Annotated in this window: 36 protein-coding genes; 34 read left to right on the plus strand and 2 right to left on the minus strand. The window is 41.3% G+C overall.

Annotated elements, in window-relative coordinates; genetic code table 11:
• The first annotated feature begins 15 nt into the window (after positions 1-15).
• From rplC to rpsI, 34 genes are all read left to right on the plus strand, one after another.
• Positions 16-645 carry a 50S ribosomal protein L3 gene (rplC, locus tag R4Z10_RS00655; protein WP_338471333.1) on the plus strand — a complete coding sequence of 210 codons (630 nt, stop codon included), beginning with the start codon at positions 16-18 and terminating at the stop codon, positions 643-645.
• 26 nt (positions 646-671) lie between these two features.
• Positions 672-1295 (plus strand): 50S ribosomal protein L4, encoded by a 624-nt coding sequence (gene rplD, locus R4Z10_RS00660; RefSeq protein WP_338471334.1) that lies wholly within the window; start codon positions 672-674, stop codon positions 1293-1295.
• The gene (rplW, locus tag R4Z10_RS00665; protein ID WP_338471335.1) at positions 1295-1579 is read left to right on the plus strand and encodes a 50S ribosomal protein L23; all 285 of its coding nucleotides are present in this window, start codon (positions 1295-1297) and stop codon (positions 1577-1579) included. Before rplD ends, rplW begins: the two co-directional genes overlap by 1 nt.
• Before the next feature lie 28 nt (positions 1580-1607).
• Positions 1608-2438 (plus strand): 50S ribosomal protein L2, encoded by an 831-nt coding sequence (rplB, locus tag R4Z10_RS00670; RefSeq protein ID WP_338471336.1) that lies wholly within the window; start codon positions 1608-1610, stop codon positions 2436-2438.
• Positions 2439-2498: 60 nt separating this feature from the next.
• Complete coding sequence (gene rpsS / locus R4Z10_RS00675) at positions 2499-2777, plus strand: 30S ribosomal protein S19 (RefSeq protein WP_338471337.1); 279 nt, start codon at positions 2499-2501, stop codon at positions 2775-2777.
• Between the two features lie 18 nt (positions 2778-2795).
• Positions 2796-3137 carry a 50S ribosomal protein L22 gene (gene rplV, locus R4Z10_RS00680; RefSeq protein WP_338471338.1) on the plus strand — a complete coding sequence of 114 codons (342 nt, stop codon included), beginning with the start codon at positions 2796-2798 and terminating at the stop codon, positions 3135-3137.
• Positions 3138-3140: 3 nt separating this feature from the next.
• A complete protein-coding gene (gene rpsC / locus R4Z10_RS00685; protein WP_338471339.1) occupies positions 3141-3797 on the plus strand; it encodes a 30S ribosomal protein S3 in 657 nt (218 codons plus the stop codon).
• Positions 3798-3799: 2 nt separating this feature from the next.
• On the plus strand, positions 3800-4234 hold the full coding sequence (gene rplP, locus R4Z10_RS00690) for a 50S ribosomal protein L16 (protein ID WP_338471340.1): 435 nt from the start codon (positions 3800-3802) through the stop codon (positions 4232-4234).
• Positions 4224-4427 carry a 50S ribosomal protein L29 gene (gene rpmC, locus R4Z10_RS00695; protein WP_338471341.1) on the plus strand — a complete coding sequence of 68 codons (204 nt, stop codon included), beginning with the start codon at positions 4224-4226 and terminating at the stop codon, positions 4425-4427. The genes rplP and rpmC overlap by 11 nt, the downstream gene beginning before the upstream one ends.
• 20 nt (positions 4428-4447) lie before the next feature.
• Complete coding sequence (gene rpsQ, locus R4Z10_RS00700; protein WP_338471342.1) at positions 4448-4711, plus strand: 30S ribosomal protein S17; 264 nt, start codon at positions 4448-4450, stop codon at positions 4709-4711.
• 41 nt (positions 4712-4752) lie between these two features.
• Positions 4753-5121, plus strand: a complete 369-nt coding sequence (gene rplN / locus R4Z10_RS00705; RefSeq protein WP_338471343.1) for a 50S ribosomal protein L14 — start codon at positions 4753-4755, stop codon at positions 5119-5121.
• A 34-nt stretch (positions 5122-5155) separates the two neighbouring features.
• The gene (gene rplX, locus R4Z10_RS00710; protein WP_338471344.1) at positions 5156-5467 is read left to right on the plus strand and encodes a 50S ribosomal protein L24; all 312 of its coding nucleotides are present in this window, start codon (positions 5156-5158) and stop codon (positions 5465-5467) included.
• Between the two features lie 26 nt (positions 5468-5493).
• Positions 5494-6033 carry a 50S ribosomal protein L5 gene (gene rplE / locus R4Z10_RS00715; RefSeq protein ID WP_338471345.1) on the plus strand — a complete coding sequence of 180 codons (540 nt, stop codon included), beginning with the start codon at positions 5494-5496 and terminating at the stop codon, positions 6031-6033.
• A 24-nt stretch (positions 6034-6057) separates the two neighbouring features.
• Positions 6058-6243, plus strand: a complete 186-nt coding sequence (rpsN, locus tag R4Z10_RS00720) for a 30S ribosomal protein S14 (RefSeq protein WP_184529596.1) — start codon at positions 6058-6060, stop codon at positions 6241-6243.
• Between the two features lie 29 nt (positions 6244-6272).
• Complete coding sequence (gene rpsH, locus R4Z10_RS00725) at positions 6273-6671, plus strand: 30S ribosomal protein S8 (protein ID WP_338471346.1); 399 nt, start codon at positions 6273-6275, stop codon at positions 6669-6671.
• 31 nt (positions 6672-6702) lie between these two features.
• Positions 6703-7239, plus strand: coding sequence for a 50S ribosomal protein L6 (gene rplF, locus R4Z10_RS00730; protein WP_338471347.1), 537 nt, complete (start codon positions 6703-6705; stop codon positions 7237-7239).
• 34 nt (positions 7240-7273) lie between these two features.
• Positions 7274-7636 carry a 50S ribosomal protein L18 gene (rplR, locus tag R4Z10_RS00735; protein WP_338471348.1) on the plus strand — a complete coding sequence of 121 codons (363 nt, stop codon included), beginning with the start codon at positions 7274-7276 and terminating at the stop codon, positions 7634-7636.
• A 24-nt stretch (positions 7637-7660) separates the two neighbouring features.
• On the plus strand, positions 7661-8161 hold the full coding sequence (gene rpsE, locus R4Z10_RS00740; RefSeq protein WP_338471349.1) for a 30S ribosomal protein S5: 501 nt from the start codon (positions 7661-7663) through the stop codon (positions 8159-8161).
• 13 nt (positions 8162-8174) lie between these two features.
• Positions 8175-8357, plus strand: coding sequence for a 50S ribosomal protein L30 (rpmD, locus tag R4Z10_RS00745; protein ID WP_338471350.1), 183 nt, complete (start codon positions 8175-8177; stop codon positions 8355-8357).
• Positions 8358-8388: 31 nt separating this feature from the next.
• On the plus strand, positions 8389-8829 hold the full coding sequence (gene rplO, locus R4Z10_RS00750; protein ID WP_338471351.1) for a 50S ribosomal protein L15: 441 nt from the start codon (positions 8389-8391) through the stop codon (positions 8827-8829).
• Positions 8829-10124: a preprotein translocase subunit SecY gene (gene secY / locus R4Z10_RS00755; protein ID WP_338471352.1), complete on the plus strand. Its 1296-nt coding sequence runs from the start codon at positions 8829-8831 to the stop codon at positions 10122-10124. The genes rplO and secY overlap by 1 nt, the downstream gene beginning before the upstream one ends.
• 53 nt (positions 10125-10177) lie before the next feature.
• The gene (locus R4Z10_RS00760; RefSeq protein ID WP_338471353.1) at positions 10178-10831 is read left to right on the plus strand and encodes an adenylate kinase; all 654 of its coding nucleotides are present in this window, start codon (positions 10178-10180) and stop codon (positions 10829-10831) included.
• A 207-nt stretch (positions 10832-11038) separates the two neighbouring features.
• A complete protein-coding gene (gene infA, locus R4Z10_RS00765) occupies positions 11039-11257 on the plus strand; it encodes a translation initiation factor IF-1 (protein ID WP_019244399.1) in 219 nt (72 codons plus the stop codon).
• A gap of 38 nt (positions 11258-11295) precedes the next feature.
• Positions 11296-11409, plus strand: a complete 114-nt coding sequence (rpmJ, locus tag R4Z10_RS00770) for a 50S ribosomal protein L36 (RefSeq protein WP_016205879.1) — start codon at positions 11296-11298, stop codon at positions 11407-11409.
• 23 nt (positions 11410-11432) lie between these two features.
• On the plus strand, positions 11433-11798 hold the full coding sequence (gene rpsM, locus R4Z10_RS00775) for a 30S ribosomal protein S13 (protein WP_338471354.1): 366 nt from the start codon (positions 11433-11435) through the stop codon (positions 11796-11798).
• A gap of 22 nt (positions 11799-11820) precedes the next feature.
• Positions 11821-12210 carry a 30S ribosomal protein S11 gene (rpsK, locus tag R4Z10_RS00780; protein WP_150441760.1) on the plus strand — a complete coding sequence of 130 codons (390 nt, stop codon included), beginning with the start codon at positions 11821-11823 and terminating at the stop codon, positions 12208-12210.
• Positions 12211-12374: 164 nt separating this feature from the next.
• Positions 12375-13319, plus strand: coding sequence for a DNA-directed RNA polymerase subunit alpha (locus R4Z10_RS00785; protein ID WP_338471355.1), 945 nt, complete (start codon positions 12375-12377; stop codon positions 13317-13319).
• Between the two features lie 52 nt (positions 13320-13371).
• A complete protein-coding gene (gene rplQ / locus R4Z10_RS00790; protein ID WP_338471356.1) occupies positions 13372-13734 on the plus strand; it encodes a 50S ribosomal protein L17 in 363 nt (120 codons plus the stop codon).
• 595 nt (positions 13735-14329) lie between these two features.
• Positions 14330-15169 (plus strand): energy-coupling factor ABC transporter ATP-binding protein, encoded by an 840-nt coding sequence (locus tag R4Z10_RS00795; RefSeq protein WP_338471357.1) that lies wholly within the window; start codon positions 14330-14332, stop codon positions 15167-15169.
• A complete protein-coding gene (locus tag R4Z10_RS00800) occupies positions 15145-16014 on the plus strand; it encodes an energy-coupling factor ABC transporter ATP-binding protein (RefSeq protein WP_338471358.1) in 870 nt (289 codons plus the stop codon). The genes R4Z10_RS00795 and R4Z10_RS00800 overlap by 25 nt, the downstream gene beginning before the upstream one ends.
• A complete protein-coding gene (locus tag R4Z10_RS00805) occupies positions 16011-16808 on the plus strand; it encodes an energy-coupling factor transporter transmembrane protein EcfT (RefSeq protein WP_338471359.1) in 798 nt (265 codons plus the stop codon). The genes R4Z10_RS00800 and R4Z10_RS00805 overlap by 4 nt, the downstream gene beginning before the upstream one ends.
• Positions 16809-16820: 12 nt before the next feature.
• On the plus strand, positions 16821-17558 hold the full coding sequence (gene truA, locus R4Z10_RS00810) for a tRNA pseudouridine(38-40) synthase TruA (RefSeq protein WP_338471360.1): 738 nt from the start codon (positions 16821-16823) through the stop codon (positions 17556-17558).
• 190 nt (positions 17559-17748) lie between these two features.
• Positions 17749-18186, plus strand: a complete 438-nt coding sequence (rplM, locus tag R4Z10_RS00815; RefSeq protein WP_338471361.1) for a 50S ribosomal protein L13 — start codon at positions 17749-17751, stop codon at positions 18184-18186.
• 21 nt (positions 18187-18207) lie between these two features.
• Complete coding sequence (rpsI, locus tag R4Z10_RS00820) at positions 18208-18600, plus strand: 30S ribosomal protein S9 (protein WP_338471362.1); 393 nt, start codon at positions 18208-18210, stop codon at positions 18598-18600.
• 589 nt (positions 18601-19189) lie between these two features.
• Here rpsI and R4Z10_RS00825 read toward each other — a convergent pair.
• Together R4Z10_RS00825 and R4Z10_RS00830 are read right to left on the minus strand one after the other, a co-directional pair.
• Positions 19190-20698, minus strand: coding sequence for a right-handed parallel beta-helix repeat-containing protein (locus R4Z10_RS00825; RefSeq protein ID WP_338471363.1), 1509 nt, complete (start codon positions 20696-20698; stop codon positions 19190-19192).
• Positions 20699-20846: 148 nt separating this feature from the next.
• Positions 20847-23288, minus strand: coding sequence for a glycoside hydrolase family 3 C-terminal domain-containing protein (locus tag R4Z10_RS00830; RefSeq protein ID WP_338471364.1), 2442 nt, complete (start codon positions 23286-23288; stop codon positions 20847-20849).
• Between the last annotated feature and the right edge of the window lie 699 nt (positions 23289-23987).

Raw genomic sequence — 23987 nt, forward strand, 5'->3', positions numbered from 1 at the left:
CAGGAGGTGTGACTAATGACCAAAGGAATCTTAGGAAGAAAGATCGGTATGACTCAAGTATTCGTAGATAACGGAGATCTTATTCCGGTAACTGTTGTTGAAGTAGCTAACAATGTTGTTCTACAAAAGAAAACATCTGAAACTGATGGCTATGAGGCAATTCAAATCGGTTTTGAAGATAAACGCGAAAAGCTATCAAATAAACCTGAAAAAGGTCACGTTGCTAAAGCTAATACTGCTCCTAAGCGCTTCGTTCGCGAATTTCGCGGAGTTGACTTAGCAGCATATGAAGTTGGTCAGGAAGTCAAAGTTGATATATTTGCGGAAGGCGATGTAGTTGATGTAACTGGAATCTCTAAGGGAAAAGGGTTCCAAGGCGCAATCAAACGACACGGACAATCACGTGGACCAATGTCTCACGGATCTCGTTACCACCGCCGCCCTGGTTCAATGGGACCAGTTGCTCCTAACCGCGTATTCAAAGGTAAGTTATTACCTGGACGCATGGGTGGAGAACAAGTTACTGTACAAAACCTTGAAATTGTAAAAGTGGATGCTGAACGTAATCTACTATTAATTAAAGGAAATGTACCTGGACCGAAAAAATCCCTAGTAAAAATTAAGACTGCGATTAAAGTGAAATAATCAATTCAGAAAGGAGGATATTAATAATGGCGAAAGTTGATGTATATAACCAAACTGGATCAAAAGTAAGTGAAATTGAACTTAATGATTCTGTATTTGGTATCGAGCCAAACCAACATGTTCTTTTTGAAGCGATTGTTGCACAACGAGCTTCATTAAGACAAGGAACACACAAAACGAAAGTTCGCTCAGAAGTTGCTGGTGGCGGACGTAAGCCATGGCGTCAAAAAGGAACTGGTCGTGCACGTCAAGGTTCAATCAGATCACCACAATGGCGTGGAGGCGGTACTGTATTTGGTCCTGTACCACGTAGCTATAGCTATAAATTACCAAAAAAAGTTCGTCGCCTAGCGATCAAATCTGCGTTATCATCTAAAGTATTAGATCAAAAGATTTTAGTATTAGAAAGCTTAGTTTTTGATTCTCCAAAAACTAAAGAATTTAAAGGTGTATTAAGTGCCCTTTCTGTAGATTCTAAAGCTTTAATCGTGACTGCTAGTCTTGATGAAAACGTAGCGTTATCTGCACGGAATATTCCAGGAGTAACTGTTTTAACTGCTGAAGGATTAAACGTATTAGATGTTATAAGTCATGATCGTTTAATCATAACAAAAGATGCAGTTGAAAAAGTAGAGGAGGTGCTTGCATAATGGATGCACGCGATATCATTAAGCGCCCCGTTATCACAGAACGTTCAACTGATATAATGGCTGAGAAAAAGTACACTTTTGAAGTTGATACAAAAGCGAACAAGACTCAAGTTAAACATGCAGTAGAAGAAATCTTTGGTGTTGATGTTGAAAAAGTAAACATCATGAACTATAAAGGTAAATTCAAACGCATGGGACGTTTTGGCGGATATACAAGTAAACGCCGTAAGGCAATCGTAAAATTAACAGCTGATAGCAAAGAAATAGAAATCTTTGAAGCTTAATAATCACTTAAGATAAGGAGGGAATAAAATGGCGATTAAAAAGTATAAACCTACCTCAAACGGCCGTCGTAATATGACATCACTTGACTTTGCTGAAATCACAACTGATAAACCAGAAAAGTCATTGCTTGCTCCTTTACACAAAAAAGCCGGTCGTAACAACCAAGGTAAAATTACAGTTCGTCATCAAGCAGGCGGCCATAAGCGTCAATATCGTATCGTTGACTTTAAGCGCGACAAAGATGGCATACCAGGACGCGTTGCCACAATCGAATATGATCCAAACCGTTCTGCAAACATCGCATTAATTCATTATGCTGATGGTGAAAAACGTTACATTTTAGCACCAAAGAATTTAGTGGTTGGTCTAGAAGTAATGTCAGGACCAGATGCAGATATTAAAGTAGGGAATGCATTACCACTAGTAAACATGCCTGTTGGTACTTTCATTCATAACATTGAATTAAAACCAGGTAGAGGTGGACAATTAGTCCGTTCTGCTGGTACATCTGCACAAGTACTTGGTAAAGAAGGCAAATATGTACTTGTACGTTTAAATTCAGGTGAAGTACGTATGATTCTTGCAACTTGCCGTGCAACTGTTGGTCAAGTTGGTAATGAAGCGCATGAGCTTGTAAACATCGGTAAAGCAGGTCGTTCCCGTTGGTTAGGAAAACGCCCAGCAGTTCGTGGATCAGTTATGAACCCTAACGATCACCCACACGGTGGTGGTGAAGGACGTACACCAATCGGACGTAAATCACCAATGACACCATGGGGTAAACCGTCACTTGGTTATAAAACTCGTAAGAAGAATAAAAAGTCAGATAAGTTCATTGTTCGTCGTCGCAAAAAATAACGGGATTGACTACGGTCTAAAAGCCAAGGCCGTAGAACAATCACGAAGGGAGGTTCAGTTATGGGTCGCAGCTTGAAAAAAGGACCTTTTGTGGATGGTCATTTAATGACTAAGATTGAAAAGCTTAATGAATCGAACGGAAAGCAAGTGGTTAAAACTTGGTCACGTCGTTCAACCATTTTTCCACAATTCATCGGACATACTATTGCTGTCTATGATGGTCGCAAACACGTACCGGTTTATGTTACTGAAGACATGGTAGGTCACAAACTTGGAGAATTTGCTCCAACACGTGCATACAAAGGCCATGGAAATGACGATAAGAAAACAAGACGTTAATGAGAGGAGGGCATCCAAATGCAAGCTAAAGCTGTTGTAAGAACAGTCCGTATTGCTCCTCGTAAAGCTCGTTTAGTCGTAGATTTAATTCGAGGAAAGCAAGTTGGCGAAGCAGTGGCCATTTTGAAACATACTCCAAAGGCTGCTTCTCCAATTGTAGAAAAGTTACTTAACTCTGCAATCGCAAATGCAGAACATAACTACGAAATGAACGTTAATAATTTAGTTGTTGCACAAGCATTTGTTGACGAAGGACCAACAATGAAACGTTTCCGTCCACGTGCACAAGGCCGTGCAAGCCAAATTAACAAACGTACTAGTCATATTACAATCGTTCTAACAGAAAAGAAGGAGGGATAATTAGTGGGTCAAAAAGTAAATCCAATCGGTATGCGTATCGGGGTCATCCGTGATTGGGAATCCAGATGGTATGCAGGCAAAGACTATGCTGATCTATTACACGAAGACCTTAAAGTGCGTGAGTATATTGCAAAGCGCTTAAGCGAATCTTCTGTTTCTAAAGTTGAAATCGAACGTGCTGCTAATCGTTTGAATGTGACAATCCACACTGCAAAACCTGGTATGGTTATTGGTAAGGGTGGTACAGAAGTAGAGGCTCTTCGTAAGGCACTAAACTCACTTACAGGCAAACGTGTTCATATAAATATTCTTGAAATCAAAAAGGCTGACATTGATGCAAAATTAGTTGCTGAGAATATTGCTCGTCAACTTGAGAACCGTGTATCATTCCGTCGTGCACAAAAACAAGTGATTCAACGTGCGATGCGCGCTGGTGCAAAGGGAATCAAAACAATGGTTTCTGGACGTTTAGGTGGAGCAGATATCGCCCGCTCTGAATCATATAGTGAAGGAACTGTTCCTCTTCATACTTTACGTGCTGATATCGACTATGCTCATGCAGAAGCTGATACAACATATGGAAAATTAGGCGTTAAAGTATGGATTTATCGTGGAGAAGTCCTTCCTACAAAGAAGAAAACTGAGGAAGGAGGCAACTAATTATGTTATTGCCAAAACGCGTAAAGTATCGTCGTCAACATCGTGGTAAAATGCGCGGCCAAGCGAAAGGCGGCACTGAAGTAACATTCGGTGAATACGGTCTACAAGCTACTGAAGCTTCATGGATTACAAACCGTCAAATCGAAGCTGCCCGTATTGCAATGACACGTTATATGAAACGTGGTGGTAAGGTTTGGATTAAAATTTTCCCACACAAACCATACACTGCTAAACCGCTAGAAGTACGTATGGGTTCCGGTAAAGGGGCACCAGAAGGCTGGGTTGCAGTTGTTAAACCAGGAAAAGTATTGTTTGAAGTTGCCGGTGTTCCTGAAGAAGTAGCACGTGAAGCATTACGTCTTGCAATGCACAAACTTCCAGTTAAATGTAAGTTTGTAAAACGAGAAGAAATTGGTGGTGAATCAAATGAAAGCTAATGAAATTCGTGACCTTACCACTGCTGAAATAGAACAAAAAGTTAAATCATTAAAGGAAGAGCTTTTCAACCTACGCTTTCAATTGGCGACAGGGCAACTTGAAAATACTGCTCGTATCCGTGAAGTACGTAAATCGATCGCCCGCATGAGAACGGTGATTCGCGAAAGAGAGATCGGGGTTAACAACCGATAAACGAAAGAGGAGGTTCATAAATGAGTGAACGTAACCAACGCAAAGTTTACACTGGACGTGTTGTTTCTGACAAAATGGATAAGACGATCACAGTAATCGTTGAAACGTATAAGAAACATCCTCTATTAGGTAAACGCGTAAAATACTCTAAAAAGTATAAAGCTCATGACGAGCAAAACGTTGCTAATACTGGCGATATTGTCCGCATCATGGAAACTCGTCCGTTATCAGCTACAAAACGTTTCCGTCTTGTAGAAGTAGTAGAAAAAGCAGTTATTATCTAATTGTTCGGATAGAAGCTTGATCCTGAAGGGAGGTTAATTCTGTGATTCAACAGGAAACAAGATTGAAAGTTGCTGACAACTCTGGTGCCCGTGAAGTACTTACAATTAAAGTGCTAGGTGGATCAGGTCGTAAGACAGCAAACATTGGTGATATTATCGTTTGTACGGTGAAACAAGCAACACCAGGAGGCGTTGTCAAAAAAGGCGACATCGTTAAAGCTGTAGTTGTGCGTACAAAATCAGGCGTTCGACGTAACGATGGTACTTATATTCGCTTTGATGAAAATGCTTGTGTAATTATCCGTGATGACAAAAGTCCGCGTGGAACTCGTATCTTTGGACCAGTAGCACGTGAATTACGTGACAGCAATTTCATGAAAATTATCTCATTAGCTCCAGAAGTTCTATAATTTAAAATCTATGCCTTTAAGGAGGTGCAAACAGATGCATGTAAAAAAAGGTGACAAAGTCATGGTCATCTCTGGTAAAGATAAAGGCAAAACAGGTGTAATTCTTGCTTCATACCCTAAAAAAGACCGTGTTCTTGTTGAAGGTGTGAATATCGTTAAGAAGCACTCTAAGCCATCTCAATTAAATCCACAAGGTGGAATTATTAACCAGGAAGCACCTATTCATGTATCAAATGTAATGCCTATCGATCCTAAGTCCGGTGAACCAACTCGTGTAGGCATTAAAGAAATAGACGGCAATAAAGTAAGATATGCAAAAAAATCTGGTGAAGTTCTAGATAAATAGTCAAATGAAGAAGGGAGGTACAATCGATGAACCGCCTAAAAGAAAAGTATATTAAAGAAATTACTCCTGCTCTTGTTAGCAAGTTTAATTATAAATCAGTTATGCAAGTACCAAAAATTGATAAAATCGTTGTAAACATGGGTGTTGGTGACGCTGTACAAAATGCAAAAGCATTAGATGTTGCTGTTGAAGAACTAGCAATCATTACAGGTCAAAAACCATTAATTACTCGTGCGAAGAATTCAATCGCTGGTTTCCGTCTACGTGAGGGAATGCCAATCGGTGCAAAAGTTACCCTTCGTGGTATTCGCATGTATGAATTCCTTGATAAACTAGTTTCAGTATCACTTCCACGTGTACGTGACTTCCGTGGGGTTTCTAAAAAGTCTTTCGACGGTCGCGGTAACTATACATTAGGTGTAAGGGAACAACTAATCTTCCCTGAAATTGATTATGATAAAGTAAGTAAAGTACGTGGTATGGATATCGTTATTGTAACGACTGCAAATACCGATGAAGAAGCACGTGAACTATTAACTCAAATCGGTATGCCATTCCAAAAGTAACTTCTAAATAAGGGAGGCGAAAACGTGGCTAAAAAGTCAATGATTGCGAAACAAAAGCGCGCGCCTAAATTTAAAGTACAAGAATATACACGCTGCGAACGTTGTGGTCGTCCACATTCTGTATATCGTAAATTTAAGCTTTGCAGAATTTGTTTCCGTGAATTAGCGTATAAAGGACAAATTCCTGGTGTTAAAAAAGCTAGCTGGTAAACCCCAAATATGGGAAGGAGGTAAAAAATATGGTCATGACAGATCCAATTGCTGATTTGCTTACTCGTATTCGTAATGCAAATATGGTTCGTCACGAAAAATTAGAGGTACCTGCATCTAATATTAAAAGAGAAATTGCTGAAATTTTAAAGCGCGAAGGTTTCGTACGTGACGTTGAATATATTGAAGATGATAAACAAGGTATTATCCGCATTTTCTTAAAATACGGATCTAGCAATGAACGCGTAATTACTGGGCTAAAACGAATCAGTAAACCTGGTCTTCGTGTTTATGCAAAAGCAGATGAAGTACCACGTGTTTTAAATGGTCTTGGTATCGCTCTAGTATCTACTTCTCAAGGCGTACTTTCTGATAAAGAAGCTCGTGCCAAAAAGGTCGGCGGAGAAGTATTAGCATACGTTTGGTAATAGGAATTTTTATTGAATGGAGGTGCAATAAATGTCTCGTATAGGTAATAAACCAATTGATATTCCTGCTGGAGTAACAATTACACAAAATGGATCAACTGTAACTGTTAAAGGACCGAAAGGTGAATTAACTCGTTCATTTAATCCTGAAATCGAAATTAAGGTAGAAGAGAACGTGATTAATATTTCTCGTCCTTCTGACCAAAAAGAACATCGTGCATTACACGGAACTACTCGTTCATTACTTTCAAACATGGTTGAAGGTGTTTCTAAAGGTTTTGAAAAGACTTTAGAGCTAATCGGGGTCGGATACCGTGCTCAAAAACAAGGCAATAAACTAGTATTAAACGTTGGTTACTCACACCCTGTTGAATTCGAACCTGAAGAGGGTCTTGAAGTAGAAGTACCTGCAAACACGAAAGTTATCGTAAAAGGTATTAACAAAGAGCGCGTGGGTGCACTAGCTGCAAATATTCGTGAAGTTCGTCCTCCTGAGCCGTACAAAGGTAAAGGGATTCGTTACGAAGGTGAATTTGTACGTCGTAAAGAAGGTAAAACAGGTAAGTAATGTCGCTTAAGACTAAACGAAAGGAGTGACCTCAATGATTACGAAGAACGATAAAAATGCAGTACGTAAGAAAAGACACGCACGTGTGCGTACAAAACTTAGCGGAACTGCTGCTCGTCCTCGTTTAAACGTGTTTCGTTCAAACAAGCACATTTATGCACAATTAATTGATGATGTGAATGGAGTTACTTTAGCAAGTGCTTCTACATTAGATAAAGAAGTAAGTGCTGAGTCAACAGGAAACAAAGAAGCTGCTGTTAAAGTTGGCGAACTTGTTGCAAAACGCGCTGTTGAGAAAGGCGTAAAAGAAGTTGTATTTGACCGTGGAGGATACCTCTATCATGGACGTATTCAGGCATTAGCAGATGCTGCACGTGAGAACGGCTTACAATTTTAATCGATAAAGGAGGGACACAAAAAGATGCGTCGTATTGATCCAAATAAGCTTGAATTAGAAGAACGCGTAGTAACAGTTAACCGTGTTGCGAAAGTTGTTAAAGGTGGACGTCGTTTCCGTTTCACAGCTCTTGTTGTAGTTGGTGATAAAAACGGTCATGTTGGCTTCGGTACTGGTAAAGCACAAGAAGTTCCAGATGCTATTCGCAAAGCGGTAGAAGATGCAAAGAAAAACTTAATTGAAGTAGCAAGAGTTGGTACTACATTACCACATGAAGTAATCGGACACTTTGGTGCTGGAGAAGTTCTTCTGAAGCCTGCTGCTGAAGGTACAGGAGTTATCGCTGGTGGACCAGTCCGTGCGGTACTTGAATTAGCTGGTGTTGGTGATATCTTATCTAAGTCTTTAGGTACAAACACACCAATTAACATGATTCGTGCAACAATCGATGGACTTACACAAATGAAACGTGCTGAAGACGTAGCAAGATTACGTGGTAAATCAGTAGAAGAACTGTTAGGATAAGGAGGGAAATCAAATGGCAAATAAATTACAAATTACCCTCACTCGCAGTGTTATTGGTCGTACACAAGATCAAAAGGATACTGTAAAAGCTCTAGGTTTACGTAAGGTAAATCAAACTGTTGAACAGCAGGATAATGCTGCTATTCGTGGAATGGTTAATAAAGTTTCTCACTTAGTAACAGTTAAAGAAATTTAAGATAAAACTTCTTAAATAAGGAGGTGCCAAAATGAAACTTCATGAATTAAAACCTGCAGAGGGTGCTAGACATGAGCGCAAGCGAAAAGGCCGTGGTATCGGATCTGGTAATGGTAAAACTGCTGGTAAAGGTCATAAAGGACAAAATGCCCGTTCAGGTGGCGGAGTTCGTATGGGATTCGAAGGTGGTCAAACACCATTATTCCAACGTTTACCAAAACGTGGCTTTACCAATATCAACCGTAAAGAATATGCAATTGTTAACCTTGAGGCTCTTAACCGTTTTGAAGAGGGAACAGAAGTTACTCCAGAATTATTAATTGAAACAGGAGTCGTTTCAAAAGAAAAGTCTGGAATCAAGATATTAGCCAAAGGCAATATCGAGAAAAAACTTTCTGTTAAAGCACATAAATTCTCTTCTGCAGCAAAAGAAGCTATTGAAGCTGCTGGCGGTAGTGCTGAGGTGATTTAATGTTTCAGACAATCTCCAATTTTATGCGCGTGGGTGATATAAGACGAAAAATCATATTCACCCTTTTAATGTTGATTGTATTTCGCATCGGTACATTCATACCTGTACCGAATGTGAATGCAGAATTTTTTGCAGTACAAGATCAGCTAAGTGTATTCGGGATATTGAACACATTTGCTGGTGGTGCACTCAATAATTTTTCAATACTTGCTATGGGGATTATGCCATATATTACTGCATCTATTATCGTACAATTATTACAAATGGATGTTGTTCCAAAGTTTACAGAGTGGTCAAAACAAGGTGAAGTGGGTCGGCGTAAATTGGCTCAATTTACAAGATACTTTACTATTGTACTTGGTTTTATCCAAGCACTAGCAATGTCATATGGGTTTAATAATTTGGCTGGCGGAACCTTAATTGAAAATCCTGGAGTTGGTACTTATCTCGTGATTGCAGTGGTTTTAACTGCTGGTACGGCATTCTTGATGTGGTTAGGTGAACAGATTACATCAAAGGGTGTTGGAAATGGGATTTCAATTATCATCTTCGCAGGAATTGTTGCTGGGATACCAACTACTATTCAGCAAATTTACGCACAACAATTTATTAATGCTGGTGATGAGTTATTTATTAATATTATCACTGTTGTATTAATGGTACTTGCGATTGTTGCTATTGTAGTAGGTGTGATCTATGTCCAACAAGCATTAAGAAAAATTCCAATCCAATATGCAAAACGTATGGCTGCTGGTCGCGCTTCTGTAGGCGGTCAATCTACTCATTTACCATTAAAAGTAAATGCGGCAGGGGTTATCCCAGTTATATTCGCCGTTTCATTTATTGTGACGCCAAGAACCATTGCATCCTTTTTCGAACAAAATGATGTAACTCTATGGATTCAAAGAGTATTTGATTATACACATCCGATCGGAATGGTTGTATATGCTGTACTCATTATTGCTTTCACGTATTTTTATGCCTTTATTCAGGTAAACCCTGAACAAGTAGCAGAAAACTTACAAAAGCAAGGCGGCTATATACCTGGTATACGTCCGGGAGTTAATACACAAACCTATTTAACTCGTACCCTATACCGATTAACCTTTGTTGGCGCTATCTTCTTAACTGTGGTTGCCATTCTGCCAATTTTATTTACAAAAGTTGCTGGTCTTCCTCAGTCAGTACAAATCGGTGGTACAAGTCTTTTGATCGTTATTGGTGTTGCGCTAGAAACCATGAAACAGTTAGAATCACAATTAGTGAAGCGTCATTATAAAGGATTTATAAAATAACTATACTAAGTGACTTTATGTTTTAATGTATAGTTAAATTGGGGGGAATACGAATGAATCTAGTATTAATGGGACTCCCTGGTGCCGGAAAGGGTACACAAGCAGAGAAAATCGTTGAAAAATACGGCATCCCTCATATTTCCACTGGGGATATGTTCCGTGCAGCTATTAAAGAAGGTACAGAATTAGGATTACAAGCTAAATCTTTTATGGATAAAGGGGATTTAGTACCAGATGAAGTGACAATTGGGATTGTACGTGAGAGATTAAGTAAGGAAGATTGTAATAAAGGCTTCTTGCTTGATGGTTTTCCAAGAACCGTTGCTCAAGCAGATGCTTTGGAATCAATTCTTTCTGACTTGAATAAACAAATTAATTTTGTTATAAACATTGATGTGGATCAAGAGATTCTTATGGAACGTCTTACTGGTAGACGGATTTGTAAGTCTTGTGGTTCCACTTATCATCTTGTTTTTAACCCACCTGCAAAAGACGGAGTTTGCGACCGTTGTGGCGGTGGATTGTATCAACGAGCTGATGATAATACAGAAACAGTTCAAAATCGTTTAGAAGTAAATGTAAAGCAAACAAAACCTTTGCTTGATTTCTATGAAACGAAAGGCTATTTACGTAATATCAATGGTCAACAAGATATTCGTAAGGTTTTTGAAGATATTGATGTATTACTCGGGAGCTTACATGCATGATCCTTTGTAAGGCACAACGACAAGGTGAACGTTTATCGAACATCTCCCACGAATTCAAGTTGTATACGCAATTAATGGCTTTTATCCAGCGCAGGAAGTATGTGGGAAACAGATTCGGGAAAGACTTACATGAGGATATCTTGATGTTGCGCTGATTTATAAGCCTTGAAATAGATACTATTTGAAATAGAAGGGAGTCGTGTTCAGGTGGCGAAAGATGATGTAATTGAGATTGAAGGCACAGTTACTGAAACATTACCAAATGCGATGTTTAAAGTAGAATTGGAAAATGGCCACACGATTTTGGCACATGTTTCCGGTAAAATCAGAATGCATTTTATTCGTATTTTACCTGGAGATAAAGTAACTGTAGAACTTTCTCCATATGATTTAACTCGCGGAAGAATTACTTACCGTTTTAAATAAATCTCATTGCACTCCGTACTATTAAGGAGGTTAGGATAATGAAAGTAAGACCATCAGTCAAACCGATCTGCGAAAAATGTAAAATTATTCGTAGAAAAGGCAAAGTTATGGTTATCTGCGAAAACCCTAAACATAAACAAAAACAAGGATAAAGAAAAGGAGGTGCACATTCTTAATGGCACGTATTGCTGGTGTAGATATTCCACGTGAAAAACGTATTGTTATTTCTTTAACTTACATTTATGGTATTGGTAAAAATACTGCTCAAAAAGTATTAGCTGAAGCAGGTGTATCCGAGGATACTCGTGTTCGTGATTTAACAGAAGACGAATTAAACAAAATCCGTGATATTATTGATAAATTGAAGGTTGAAGGTGACCTTCGTCGTGAAATTTCACTTAACATTAAACGTCTAATGGAAATTGGTTGCTACCGCGGTCTTCGTCACCGTCGTGGATTGCCTGTCCGTGGACAAAATACAAAAAACAATGCTCGTACGCGTAAAGGTCCTCGTAAGACTGTAGCGAACAAGAAGAAATAATAAGTAAAGGAGGTCACTAAACATGGCACGTAAAACAAATACACGTAAACGTCGTGTGAAAAAGAATATAGAGTCTGGTGTTGCACATATCCGTTCAACATTTAATAATACAATTGTTACAATTACTGACGTTCATGGGAACGCTCTTTCATGGTCAAGTGCAGGTGCGTTAGGTTTTAAAGGATCACGTAAATCCACTCCTTTCGCAGCACAAATGGCTGCTGAAACTGCAGCAAAAGCTTCTATGGAACACGGAATGAAAACTTTAGAAGTTACTGTTAAAGGACCTGGTGCTGGACGTGAAGCAGCGATTCGTGCTCTTCAAGCAGCTGGTTTAGAAGTAACTGCAATTAAAGACGTTACACCTGTTCCACATAACGGATGCCGTCCGCCAAAACGTCGTCGTGTGTAACTTTTCTGTATAGAATTTGTAACCTTGTCTATAATGGGTTATGATACAAGTTATGAATATACGGAAAAGTTATCCAGTTACTATATATTACAGGAATGTAGACTGGGGAAATTTCGGTTAGAACCCTAGCCGAGGTTTGACGTTTTGAAGGAGGGTATATTTTGATGATCGAAATAGAAAAACCAAAAATCGAAACGATTGAGATCAGCGATGATGCCAAGTACGGGAAGTTCGTCGTGGAGCCACTTGAGCGTGGATATGGTACAACATTAGGTAACTCCTTACGTCGTATTTTATTATCCTCACTCCCTGGTGCTGCTGTAACATCTGTTCAAATCGACGGAGTATTACATGAGTTCTCTACAATTGAAGGTGTTGTAGAAGATGTAACAAACATCATCTTAAACATTAAAAAGATGGCGCTAAAGATTTATTCTGACGAAGAAAAAACGCTTGAAATAGATGTACAGGGCGAAGGGGTTGTAAAAGCTGGCGATGTTACTCATGACAGCGATGTTGAAATTCTAAATCCTGATCTTCATATTGCAACACTTGGAACAAATGGTCATTTACGTATGCGTTTAACTGCCCGACGCGGAAGAGGATATACACCTGCAGATCAAAACAAACGGGAAGACCAGCCAATTGGTGTCATTCCTATCGATTCTATTTACACTCCAGTTTCACGTGTTTCTTATCAAGTAGAAAGCACACGTGTGGGTCAACTAACAAACTTTGATAAGCTAACATTTGATGTTTGGACTGATGGTAGTACAGGTCCGCAAGATGCAATCGCGCTTGGTGCAAAAATCTTTACTGAGCATTTAAATATCTTTGTTGGTTTGACCGATGAGGCTCAAAATGCTGAGATTATGGTTGAAAAAGAAGAAGACCAAAAAGAAAAAGTCCTTGAAATGACAATTGAAGAACTAGATCTTTCTGTTCGTTCTTATAACTGCCTAAAACGTGCTGGAATTAACACTGTTCAGGAACTAGCGAATAAAACTGAAGAAGATATGATGAAAGTACGAAATCTTGGTAGAAAATCTCTTGAAGAAGTAAAAAACAAACTAGATGAACTTGGACTAGGCTTAAGAAAAGACGATTGATTTTCTTTAGAACCTAGATATATATTAACTTCAAAAAAGGAGGGAAACTTTCATGGGATACAGAAAGTTAGGACGTACTAGCTCACAACGTAAGGCGATGCTACGTGATTTAGCTACTGACTTAATTATCAATGAACGCATTCAAACAACTGAAACTCGTGCGAAAGAATTACGTTCTGTTGTTGAAAAAATGATTACTCTAGGTAAACGTGGCGACCTACACGCTCGTCGTCAAGCTGCTTCATTTATTCGTAATGAAGTTGCTAACGCTGAAACTAATCAAGATGCACTTCAAAAATTATTCAGTGATATTGCACCACGTTACGAAGAACGTCAAGGTGGATACACACGTATTATGAAAATGGGACCTCGTCGTGGAGACGGAGCACCAATGGTTGTTATTGAATTAGTTTAATCTTGATTTAAATGGTCTTAATAAGGGCATAGGGACATATTGTTTCTTGTCCTTTTTTCAAAAGCGAAATTGTGAGGGCTTTCCTTACCAAGCCAAAAAAGAGTGTTATGATGAGCATGTCCCCTCATAGAAATGGGATGAGTGGTTACAATTATTATGTTGCAATTGTTCCTGTGTTATGTACCCTTACACACAGTGATGATATGTCTCGTCTAGCTCAAGCGCCTTGTCACTGCATTGTAGATATTCTATTGTGATAATGGCGCAGGCTTTTTTGTTCTTTTGTAGGATCAATTAATGAGGGAGTAAAGTATAAGAAATGCTTCGACTATCCTCTTTGAATACGAGAAGTCGTGTTTTTCTCATGCTAACTTTTCTTTATGAGCACTGATATTGGAAGCAATGAAAAGAGGTTAGCAGATTGCCACACAACTGAAATCTATTTTGGATATAGGTAAATCGGCTACTCCGGTTGCTTCACAATTTCAAAGCTCGCCATATTTGGCGGGTATTTTTTTTAAAAAAATCTTTTGAAATTGTGGTGCCAAACCTCATTAACTATTAGATAGTAAAGCTGAGCTTAGGAGTGGACAGAATGCAGAAGCCGTTAATACAAATACAAAATATTTCATACCAGTATGATGAACAAGCACGCCCTGCACTTGATGATGTCTCACTGACAGTTTATGAATCTGAATGGTTGGCTATTGTGGGCCATAATGGGTCTGGTAAGTCGACATTGGCCAAGCTCTTAAATGGTTTACAATTTCCTCAGAAGGGAACGATCCATGTAGGCGGAATCCCAATGTCGGAAGATACAGTATGGGATATTCGCAAAAGAGTAGGAATGGTATTTCAAAATCCGGATAATCAATTTGTTGGTGCTACCGTTCAAGATGACGTAGCATTCGCTCTTGAAAATAATGGAGTTCCAAGAGAGGAAATGGTTCCAAGAGTATTAACCGCTCTTGAAAAGGTGAAAATGGATTACTTCCTTAATTCCGAACCTCATAACCTTTCAGGCGGTCAAAAGCAAAGGGTGGCCATAGCAGGGGTTATTGCTCTTAGACCACAGGTTATCATCTTAGATGAAGCAACATCTATGTTAGACCCTAGAGGAAGGGAAGAAGTATTAAATACGGTAAGGGAACTTAAGGCTGATTTTCATATGTCGGTTATTTCGATTACACATGACTTAGAAGAAGCTGCTAAGGCAGATCGAATTATCGTTATGAATAAAGGTAAATTGCACCGTGAAGGAACTCCCGAGGAGATTTTTCAATTAGATGAAGAGCTTATTTCACTGGGTTTAGATATGCCTTTTCCTGTAAAAATGAGTAAGCTATTAAATGAAAAGGGCGTTAAACTTAATAAGCCCTATTTAACAGAAGAAGAGTTGGTGGCAGAATTATGGACATCTCACTTCAGCAGGTAGAATATCGTTATCAGGCAAATACTCCCTTTGAACGAATTGCCATACAAAATGTTTCCTTTGACATTCCAGAAGGAACGTATCTAGCCATTATTGGCCATACTGGCTCTGGTAAATCAACAGTGCTACAACATTTAAATGCTTTATTGAGGCCAACTAAGGGAAAGGTAGTCATTGGTGATACGGAGATTAAGGCAGGGGAAAAACCAAAAGATTTAAAAAGAGTAAGGCAAAGGGTCGGGATTGTCTTTCAGTTTCCTGAACATCAGTTGTTTGAGGAGACCATTGAAAAAGACATTTGTTTTGGTCCAATGAATTTTGGTGTTTCGGAAGAGGAAGCGAAGGTACGTGCAAGGGAAGCACTAAAGCTCGTTGGTTTATCTGAAGGCCTTTTACAAAAGTCGCCCTTTGATCTATCAGGTGGACAAATGAGACGAGTGGCCATTGCAGGTGTATTAGCAATGGACCCTGATGTCATTGTATTAGACGAGCCAACAGCTGGTCTCGATCCAAGAGGTCGAAAAGAAATAATGAATATGTTTTATCAGCTTCATAAGGAGAAAGGCTTATCAACGATCCTTGTTACCCACAGTATGGAGGATGCAGCTAGATATGCTGATCAAATTGTGATTATGCATAAGGGACAGGTGTTCAAAAAAGGAACTCCCGAGGAAATCTTTGCTTCCCCAGATGGTTTAATTGGAATGGGATTAGATGTTCCAGAGGTTGTTCGCTTTCAAAGGCAGTTTGAAGAAACCTGCGGAGTTCAGTTAAACAGAATATGTCTTACAACCGAACAATTAGCAGAGGCTGTGGCTGAGAGCTTGGAAAGAGGTATGCCAAAATGATGGATAAAATAATTTTGGGCCGCTACGTTCCAGCAGATTCGGTTCTACATCGCATGGATCCGAGATCAAAACTGATCATTATCTTTTTATTTGTTTGTATTGTTTTTATAGCAAATAATACTCTTACCTATGGCATTTTACTAGCGTATACCCTATTTATGATCGCCATATCAAAAATTCCCTTTCGTTTTATTTTAAACGGTCTCATTCCAATAATATGGCTTGTCATTTTTACTTTGCTCATTCATCTTTTCTTTACTCGAGAAGGGGATGTTCTTGTTGATATCGGATGGCTCAAAATCTATGAAGAAGGGGTAAGGCAAGGGGTTTTTATTTCTTTACGCTTTTTTCTGTTGATTTTGGTTACTTCTTTATTAACTCTAACAACAACTCCCATTGAAATTACCGATGGAATTGAATATTTATTAGCACCCCTTAAGAAAATAAAATTTCCTGTCCATGAACTGGCATTAATGATGTCAATCGCGCTTCGTTTTATTCCTACACTTATGCAGGAAACGGATATTATCATGAAGGCGCAAAGTGCCCGAGGGGTTGATTTTACGACGGGCCCGATAAAGGAACGTTTAAAGGCGATTATTCCACTTCTTATCCCTCTATTTATTAGCTCTTTTAAAAGGGCAGAGGAACTAGCAATTGCGATGGAAGCTAGAGGGTACCGTGGGGGAGAAGGCAGGACGAAATATAGGCAATTAAGTTGGGGATTTTCTGATACAGCAATGATTCTAGTATTATTATCGGTAACCGTGTTACTGATTATTTTTAGAACTTAGCGAGGTTTATTCATGCAGCGCTATAAATGTACGATAAGTTATGACGGCACTTTGTTTTCGGGTTATCAGGTTCAGCCAAAAACGAGAACGGTTCAAAGAGAAATAGAATCTGTTTTAATGAAGATTCACAAAGGACAAGAGATTAAAGTTACCGCCTCTGGTCGAACAGATGCAGGTGTTCATGCGAAGGGTCAGGTCATTCATTTTGATTCACCACTATCCATTCCAATGGATCGCTGGCGGATGGCGCTTCAAAGTCTCTTGCCAGAAGATATTGCTATCATTCAGGTTGAGAAAGTACATTCATCATTTCACGCTCGTTTCGATGCAATAGGCAAAGAGTATCGCTATTTTATCAAGCGGACAGCCATATCGGATCCTTTTTCGCGGAATTATCAATTTCAGTATCAGTATGATTTAAATATTGATTTAATGCGGAAGGCCGCCTCCTATTTAATCGGGACCCATGACTTTACGAGCTTTTGCTCCGCAAAGACAGAAGTAGAGGACCGTGTTCGTACCGTAACAGAAATTGAGATTTTCGAAGAGGGCGATGTCGTTATATTCCGGTTCGCTGGTAATGGCTTTTTATACAACATGGTTCGAATCTTAGTGGGTACTCTTCTAGAGGTTGGTAAAGGAAATATTTGTCCCGAAGAAATGGTAGAAATTCTTCAAGCGAAGGATCGAGGCCAAGCAGGTAAAACCGCACCACCACAAGGGTTATACTTGTGGAAAGTAGATTATTAAGGGTAGAAAAAATTTTTTTCTAAAACAACCCTACCTGGTGTAACATTTTCTTGACATTAACCACCAGAGGATTTATTATTATATGGTATGATTTTTAATCCCACGATAAGCCCCGGAACTTATTGTGATTAAATATGAGATATGTTACGAACGAAATTTAATGAAATGGCTATTATTAGGAGGGAAATTCATGCGTACAACATTTATGGCAAATGCCCAAAATATTGAGCGTAAATGGTACGTAATTGATGCTGAAGGCAAAACTTTAGGACGTCTTGCTACAGAAGTTGCATCAATTTTACGTGGTAAACATAAACCAACTTACACACCACATGTGGACACTGGTGATCATGTTATTCTTTTAAATGCTTCAAAAATCGAATTGACTGGTAATAAAATTAATGACAAAATCTATTACCGTCACACAAATCACCCAGGTGGTTTGAAACAAAGAACGGCTCTTGAAATGCGTACTAACTTCCCTGAAAGAATGTTAGAACAAGCAGTTAAAGGCATGCTTCCAAAGAACACTCTTGGTCGTCAAATGGCTAAAAAATTACACGTTTATGCTGGTAGCGAACATCCGCACCAAGCTCAACAACCTGAAGTTTACGAACTTCGTGGATAATTTATAAAGGAGGTTATTATCTTGGCACAAGTTCAATATATCGGTACTGGTCGTCGTAAAAGTTCTGTTGCTCGTGTACGTTTAGTACCAGGCGATGGTAAAGTTGTAATCAATGGTCGTGACGTTAACGACTACATCCCATTTGAAGCATTACGTGAGGTTGTAAGACAACCTTTAGTGGCTACTGAAACTCTTGGCAGCTACGATGTGCTTGTAAATGTTAATGGTGGTGGCTATACTGGTCAAGCTGGAGCAATCCGTCATGGTATCGCTCGTGCGTTACTACAAGCTGACCCAGAATACCGCGCAACTCTAAAACGCGCTGGATACTTAACACGTGACCCACGTATGAAAGAACGTAAGAAATACGGTCTTAAAGGCGCTCGTCGTGCACCTCAGTTCTCAAAACGTTAATATCGTTGTTATACAACAAAAAAACCTTTCCCAAACTTTTGGGAGAGGTTTTTTTACGTTGAATACTGGATTGGACACCCCTTGGAACCTTTTTTAAAAATCCAGCAGGGGAGCAACCGAGCATCTTTTATACTCCTTTTAGATTCAAAACGTAGTATTTTTCTTAAGCATTGAAAATAGACAAAATTCGATTAAGGACATTATTTTTAAATACGGAATATTAAACCTTATAGTAGTACCTTTGTTAAAACCTCATGTGATCTCTTCATGAAGTTTCGGAAAGACTGATTATCGGCTCCTAAAGCCAAGTCTAAAAGAAATGCTGTTGTGTTCCCGTTCTCCTGTTTTAAGTTTATTAAGGTTTAAAGATTAAAAATAATAAATGATTTAAACATCTTAGTTCAAGTTTCCCCCTGCCAAAGGAGTGTCGTTGATTCTAAAAGCTTTTCAACAGTAGCTGCAAATCCCTTTATATCAAGCGATTTACAGTGTTTATCTCAATAAATACTTAGTAATGATCAACGATATTTTTAATTTAATGACCTTATTCATTCCACGAAGATGCCATAACTGTTAATCCATTTGTGGATTAGGGACAAGACTGGCTCACCTCTATCCCGTTGGCCACCCTCAACTCGTCTCCCTCAATGCTGTCGAAAATGTTTTCCATTATACAGAGGTTCTTCCCGGCATCGATCCTAATGCCATTGGTGGCTTTTCGAATGACATTGCCCTTGACCCTGATGCCTGACGGGATTCCTTTGCCGCGTCCGTCAGCACCGCGGTCCTTGATGAGGCGGATACCCGAGAACATGTCAGTCCCCCCAGTGATGTGGTTACCGTACAACTTTGTGCCTGGTGCATTACGGACCTCGATGCCGACCCGCGAATTATCCCCACTGGTGATTCTGTTGTCCTCAATGAGGGTGTCAGGTGTTCCCAAAATGACGAGGACTCCTTGACGGTTTGCAATCAAGTCGTTAGAGTGCACCCAGTTTCCAGGACCTGAGGCATCATGTTTGTTCTTTGCCCCGCCGGAATTGCCTAATGCGATGCCCGCCCGCTGCCCCCCAACGACCGTGTTATCCCTGATTTCGTTCAGATATTCACCCTCGCCGTGCAGGTCGATGGCGTCGAGGATGCTGCCGGTAATGGTGTTCTCTGCCACGAGATTGTTGTGTGTGGGGAACTGTAGTAGAATGGCGTGCCGTAGATGCCTGCCATCGAAGGTATTACCTATGACGACGTTGTGTCGGGAGTCGTTGGTGGCATCCGGGTCGTGCTGCTTCACTGAGCCCTCGATAGCGATTCCATAGCCCTGTCCCCCAGGGCCAACAGCAGTTGCTTCACTTACAGAGTTTCCAGTGAGGGTCACTTCACGGCTGGCCTTGACGGAGATTCCGTGGCGTTTGAATTTACGAATGCTCAGGTTCTCCACAAGGATCCGGGAGCTGGCTGTCCCTTTGTGGGCTCCGAGGTAGATTCCGTACATAGGACCACCACCCACGTCGCCGTTTTCAGGGTCATCGCCGAGTGGTCCCTTATAACGAGAGGTGATGGTGAGGTCAGCGACGATCACATCTTGGGCACCGGAGCCACGAATGACCCGGCTGTCATCCTCACCGTCGAAAGAAGTCAGTAGCACGGTTCTCTCCTGACCCTCGCCCCGCAGGTCCACACCGCTGCGCAGTACGATGTTCGCTGACTCGTCGGCCGGGTCAGTGGTGCGCAGGTCATACGTGCCGGCAGGCAGTAAGACCTCGTCACCCGGTTCAGCCGCATCAAGGGCCTTCCTTATGGCCGCTGCGTCGTCTTTTGAGTCCGGATCCGGATCTGCCCCAAATTTCGTAACATCCAGAGTCCTGCCTGTGGTCGGACCTGGCATCGGCACCTCGATTGGCTTGCCAGATCGGTCCACCAAGCCGGGGACATGCCAGTCGCCACGTTCGGCCGGAGCTGGTTCAGCAGTTTTATCGCTCTCTACTGACTTGTCAGGTTCCTTCACGGTGCATGCGGTCAAGAGGATCACAAGGCCAAGGGCTAACCACCACCAATTAGCCAAACCTAGCCGGCTGTTACGAACTGATTTTTTCTTCAAACTTCTCACGTCCTTACAGGAAATTTTTCATCCCTCTCATTGTCCATGGAGACAAGGAGAAAAGCGGTGAGCTTACTTGCTCACCGCCTGTTGGGATGCTACGACGACCTCTACCGGTCGAAGACATCATCCCATGATCATGGGCATATTACTTAGAGTTCCCTTTGCCCTTGTTGTTGCCTTTGCCTTTATTCTTGTCAAGTTTGAAGTTCAACGGAATCTCCTTTTCCAGTGGAGTATCTGTCGAGGAACCTCCGACATGTACGCGGTACTTTCCGTCAGCGGTTGCCCACTCGCCGTCAGCCCAGTTCGCTAGGTTGTCCGGTTCTTTCGGAATAAAATAGGAGAACGGGTGGTTGGAGCCTGCCTGGTCAATCCTTAGAGTCACCGTCTTGTTCTCACCGGGCTTAAGGTCAATCTTCTCAAAGTTTACGAGGCGCTTAGTCGGTTGCCCCGCCTCGTTCGGCAGGGTTAGATAAACCTGTGCCGCTTCTTTGCCGGCAACGTCACCAGTGTTCGTGACGGTGAAAGTTACATCAATACCGGACAATGAGCCCTTGTTGCCGCGAACCCTCTTCACTTTGAGGCCGTCATACTTGAAGGTCGTGTACGATAGACCGTATCCGAAAGGGAAGAGAGGCTTTACATTGTTGGCCTCGTACCAGCGGTAACCCATCTGCAGACCTTCGGTGTACTGGGCGATCATCTGTTTGGAACCGTCGCCATACGGACCTGGGCCACCAGGTTTGCCGGTGTCTTGACGAGTTCCTGGGTATTGTTTCTCGGTAGCGAAAGCGGCCTCTCGCGCGCTGGCACCAAACGTCATAGGCAGTTTTCCGGAAGGATTGACCTTCCCGTAAAGCAGATTGGCAACAGCGTTACCATCTTCCATTCCCGGGAACCACGCCTCGAGTACGGCAGGAACCTGATCCAACCACGGCATGAGCACTGTACCAGAGGTCTTCAGGATCACAGCAGTGTTCTTTGCGTTTGCCTTCAGGACCGCATCGATCAGCGGCTCCTGCTCCACCCAGTCCACTTTGTCTCGATGTTTGTTGAGATCGATAGCCGGGAAGCCGAGAGTCTCGCGATCCTTAGTTTCATGCGGATTGTCACCGATCATGAGTAGCACGATGTCAGACTGTGAGGCCAGTTTGGCAGCGGCTTGAGGGTCACGGCCATCGTTGTACGTCACCTTGGTGTTGTAGCCCATCTCTTTAATAACATTTTCCAAGCCTTCCTGTGGGGTGACCGTGTAAGGGGTCACGACGTTCTCATTGGTGTCTCGAACAGAGCGCGGGGACAACTTGGCTATACCTGCGAACCACTCGACACCAATCAGTGCGATCGACTTCGGTTTCCCATCCAGTGGCAGGAAGCCGTTTTCGTTCTTCAACAGTACGGCCCCTTCCTCGGCCATCTTTCGAGCGATAGTACCATTAGCTTTCGAATCGACGATCTCCGGCATGAACTTGTTGAAAGGCTTATCCATATGGCCAAATTCAATCATCTTGATGTACCGTGGACGAAGCAGATTGTCGATGTCGTTCTCGGTCACCTGACCAGTATCAAGAGCCTTCTGAATTTTCTCTTGGGTGTAGTACTGAGGTGCCCAGTCGAGCTCGACATTCGTGCCCGCCTTAATAGCAGAAACCGTGTCATGAATCGCGCGACGGTCACTCATGACATAACCGTTGAAGCCCCAGTTTTTACGCAAAGCGTCCTGAAGTAGTTCAGAGCTGTCACAGGCAAAAGTGCCATTTACATCCGGGAACGAGCACATCACAGAGGCTGGATTAGCATCCTTAGCGGCCATCTCGAAAGGCAGCATATACAGCTCGTTCATGGCACGTGAGGGAACCTGTACACCCATCGTCCATCGCTCAGTTTCCTGCTCGTTGCCTGCTAGGTGCTTAAGCTGGGCCTGAATCCCCTGGGCCTGGATTCCCTTGACTTGCTCGGTTGCTAGTATACCCGTGAGGTATGGGTCCTCACTGAAGTACTCATAGTTCCGGCCATTGTACGGGTGACGCACAAGGTTCATGCCAGGTCCGAGCATCACGTGATGTGCAAAGGCCCGGGTCTCCTCGCCAAGGATCCGACCGGCCTCATTGTTTAGCTTACGGTCGAAAGTCGCAGCCATGGCCAGAGTAGACGGTAGGCCTGTTGCCAATGGGTCATTGCCACACGATCCGCCCTTCACCCCTGTACCACCGTTGGTCATGCGGATGGTGGGAATACCTAGTTCCTTGATCCCGCGGATCTGCCGGCCGGTGTCCTGCCACTCACATCCGGGCAAAGTACCCTGGGGCTCGAAAACTCCGTTTTGGTATTTGCTTGTTCCTCCCCTATTGATGACGACCGTCTCACCGGTGTCATTCTCATTGAAGCGCGAAATAACGATTTGCTGCATCTTCTGTTCGATCGTCATCGCATCGAGAAGCAGCTCGGTGCGCTTCTCAGCCGAGAGCTTGGTGTTCATCCAGGGGCTGTTTCCCTGTGTTCCACCGTTCGCCGCATAAGTAGGCATTACTAACGTAGAGATGAAGATTATTGCTGTCAAAAAAATTATAGTCGTTCTTTTAATCATCTTATTATCTCCCTTACTATTCTATGTAGTGTGTTAGAATTGAAAAAAATCGTTAAAAATTTTAATCTCTCCCTTACCGTCTATGTAGTCTATTAGTTTTGAAATAATTCGTTAAAATTCTCCCTTGTTATCTATAATGTCTTTTAGTTTTGAATTAATTCGTTAAACATCTTCATCTAAAAAATTAATAGATCACTTGATTCTAAATATAAAAAGGTTTGAAGCATGAAGACGGTTTGAGGTCACTGAAAAACATATTCTAAAAAACTGGAATATACATTAATAAAAAAGATGAATAAAAGAAAAAACCTCAAATTGAGTATAATAGGGTTGTCGAGACCCCCCATTTTTTCCCAAATGGGGGTCTATGCTTAAAAGCTTAGAACTCTAAAAATCGCAACTATCCCAAGTCATACTAATCAGCGGTGTTTCATAGTCCAAGAACTTTGTATAGGTAATAAGCAATGAAAGTATAAATAATTTATTAAAAGATGTCCTACATAATCTTAACTGAAAACCAATAATTACTATTTACATTCTAAGAGACACCCATGACAGTGTGCTCATTTATAAAAAGGCATCTTATCGGTATGTGAAACGTTTAGATCAAGTGATATTGAGAAAGCATTAAGTGTTTATATTAAGTACAGACACGATCACCGGATTTGAATATCCACCACTACCAGAATAATAAATAAC

The organism is Niallia sp. XMNu-256, assembly GCF_036670015.1.
In the GTDB taxonomy this organism is placed as follows: domain Bacteria; phylum Bacillota; class Bacilli; order Bacillales; family Cytobacillaceae; genus Bacillus_BD.

Coding starts and splice junctions, on each gene's coding strand:
- R4Z10_RS00795 (WP_338471357.1), top strand. CDS start 14,330: ATGCAGAAGCCGTTAATACAAATACAAAATATTTCATACCAGTATGAT.
- R4Z10_RS00760 (WP_338471353.1), top strand. CDS start 10,178: ATGAATCTAGTATTAATGGGACTCCCTGGTGCCGGAAAGGGTACACAA.
- rpsH (WP_338471346.1), top strand. CDS start 6,273: ATGGTCATGACAGATCCAATTGCTGATTTGCTTACTCGTATTCGTAAT.
- rplE (WP_338471345.1), top strand. CDS start 5,494: ATGAACCGCCTAAAAGAAAAGTATATTAAAGAAATTACTCCTGCTCTT.
- R4Z10_RS00805 (WP_338471359.1), top strand. CDS start 16,011: ATGATGGATAAAATAATTTTGGGCCGCTACGTTCCAGCAGATTCGGTT.
- rplF (WP_338471347.1), top strand. CDS start 6,703: ATGTCTCGTATAGGTAATAAACCAATTGATATTCCTGCTGGAGTAACA.
- secY (WP_338471352.1), top strand. CDS start 8,829: ATGTTTCAGACAATCTCCAATTTTATGCGCGTGGGTGATATAAGACGA.
- truA (WP_338471360.1), top strand. CDS start 16,821: ATGCAGCGCTATAAATGTACGATAAGTTATGACGGCACTTTGTTTTCG.
- rplX (WP_338471344.1), top strand. CDS start 5,156: ATGCATGTAAAAAAAGGTGACAAAGTCATGGTCATCTCTGGTAAAGAT.
- rplM (WP_338471361.1), top strand. CDS start 17,749: ATGCGTACAACATTTATGGCAAATGCCCAAAATATTGAGCGTAAATGG.
- rplV (WP_338471338.1), top strand. CDS start 2,796: ATGCAAGCTAAAGCTGTTGTAAGAACAGTCCGTATTGCTCCTCGTAAA.
- rpsK (WP_150441760.1), top strand. CDS start 11,821: ATGGCACGTAAAACAAATACACGTAAACGTCGTGTGAAAAAGAATATA.
- rplP (WP_338471340.1), top strand. CDS start 3,800: ATGTTATTGCCAAAACGCGTAAAGTATCGTCGTCAACATCGTGGTAAA.
- rplC (WP_338471333.1), top strand. CDS start 16: ATGACCAAAGGAATCTTAGGAAGAAAGATCGGTATGACTCAAGTATTC.
- rpmJ (WP_016205879.1), top strand. CDS start 11,296: ATGAAAGTAAGACCATCAGTCAAACCGATCTGCGAAAAATGTAAAATT.
- R4Z10_RS00800 (WP_338471358.1), top strand. CDS start 15,145: ATGGACATCTCACTTCAGCAGGTAGAATATCGTTATCAGGCAAATACT.
- rplB (WP_338471336.1), top strand. CDS start 1,608: ATGGCGATTAAAAAGTATAAACCTACCTCAAACGGCCGTCGTAATATG.
- rplO (WP_338471351.1), top strand. CDS start 8,389: ATGAAACTTCATGAATTAAAACCTGCAGAGGGTGCTAGACATGAGCGC.
- R4Z10_RS00830 (WP_338471364.1), bottom strand. CDS start 23,288: ATGATTAAAAGAACGACTATAATTTTTTTGACAGCAATAATCTTCATC.
- rpsQ (WP_338471342.1), top strand. CDS start 4,448: ATGAGTGAACGTAACCAACGCAAAGTTTACACTGGACGTGTTGTTTCT.
- rplQ (WP_338471356.1), top strand. CDS start 13,372: ATGGGATACAGAAAGTTAGGACGTACTAGCTCACAACGTAAGGCGATG.
- rpmD (WP_338471350.1), top strand. CDS start 8,175: ATGGCAAATAAATTACAAATTACCCTCACTCGCAGTGTTATTGGTCGT.
- rpsE (WP_338471349.1), top strand. CDS start 7,661: ATGCGTCGTATTGATCCAAATAAGCTTGAATTAGAAGAACGCGTAGTA.
- rplR (WP_338471348.1), top strand. CDS start 7,274: ATGATTACGAAGAACGATAAAAATGCAGTACGTAAGAAAAGACACGCA.
- rpsM (WP_338471354.1), top strand. CDS start 11,433: ATGGCACGTATTGCTGGTGTAGATATTCCACGTGAAAAACGTATTGTT.
- rpsS (WP_338471337.1), top strand. CDS start 2,499: ATGGGTCGCAGCTTGAAAAAAGGACCTTTTGTGGATGGTCATTTAATG.
- rplD (WP_338471334.1), top strand. CDS start 672: ATGGCGAAAGTTGATGTATATAACCAAACTGGATCAAAAGTAAGTGAA.
- R4Z10_RS00785 (WP_338471355.1), top strand. CDS start 12,375: ATGATCGAAATAGAAAAACCAAAAATCGAAACGATTGAGATCAGCGAT.
- rplW (WP_338471335.1), top strand. CDS start 1,295: ATGGATGCACGCGATATCATTAAGCGCCCCGTTATCACAGAACGTTCA.
- rpmC (WP_338471341.1), top strand. CDS start 4,224: ATGAAAGCTAATGAAATTCGTGACCTTACCACTGCTGAAATAGAACAA.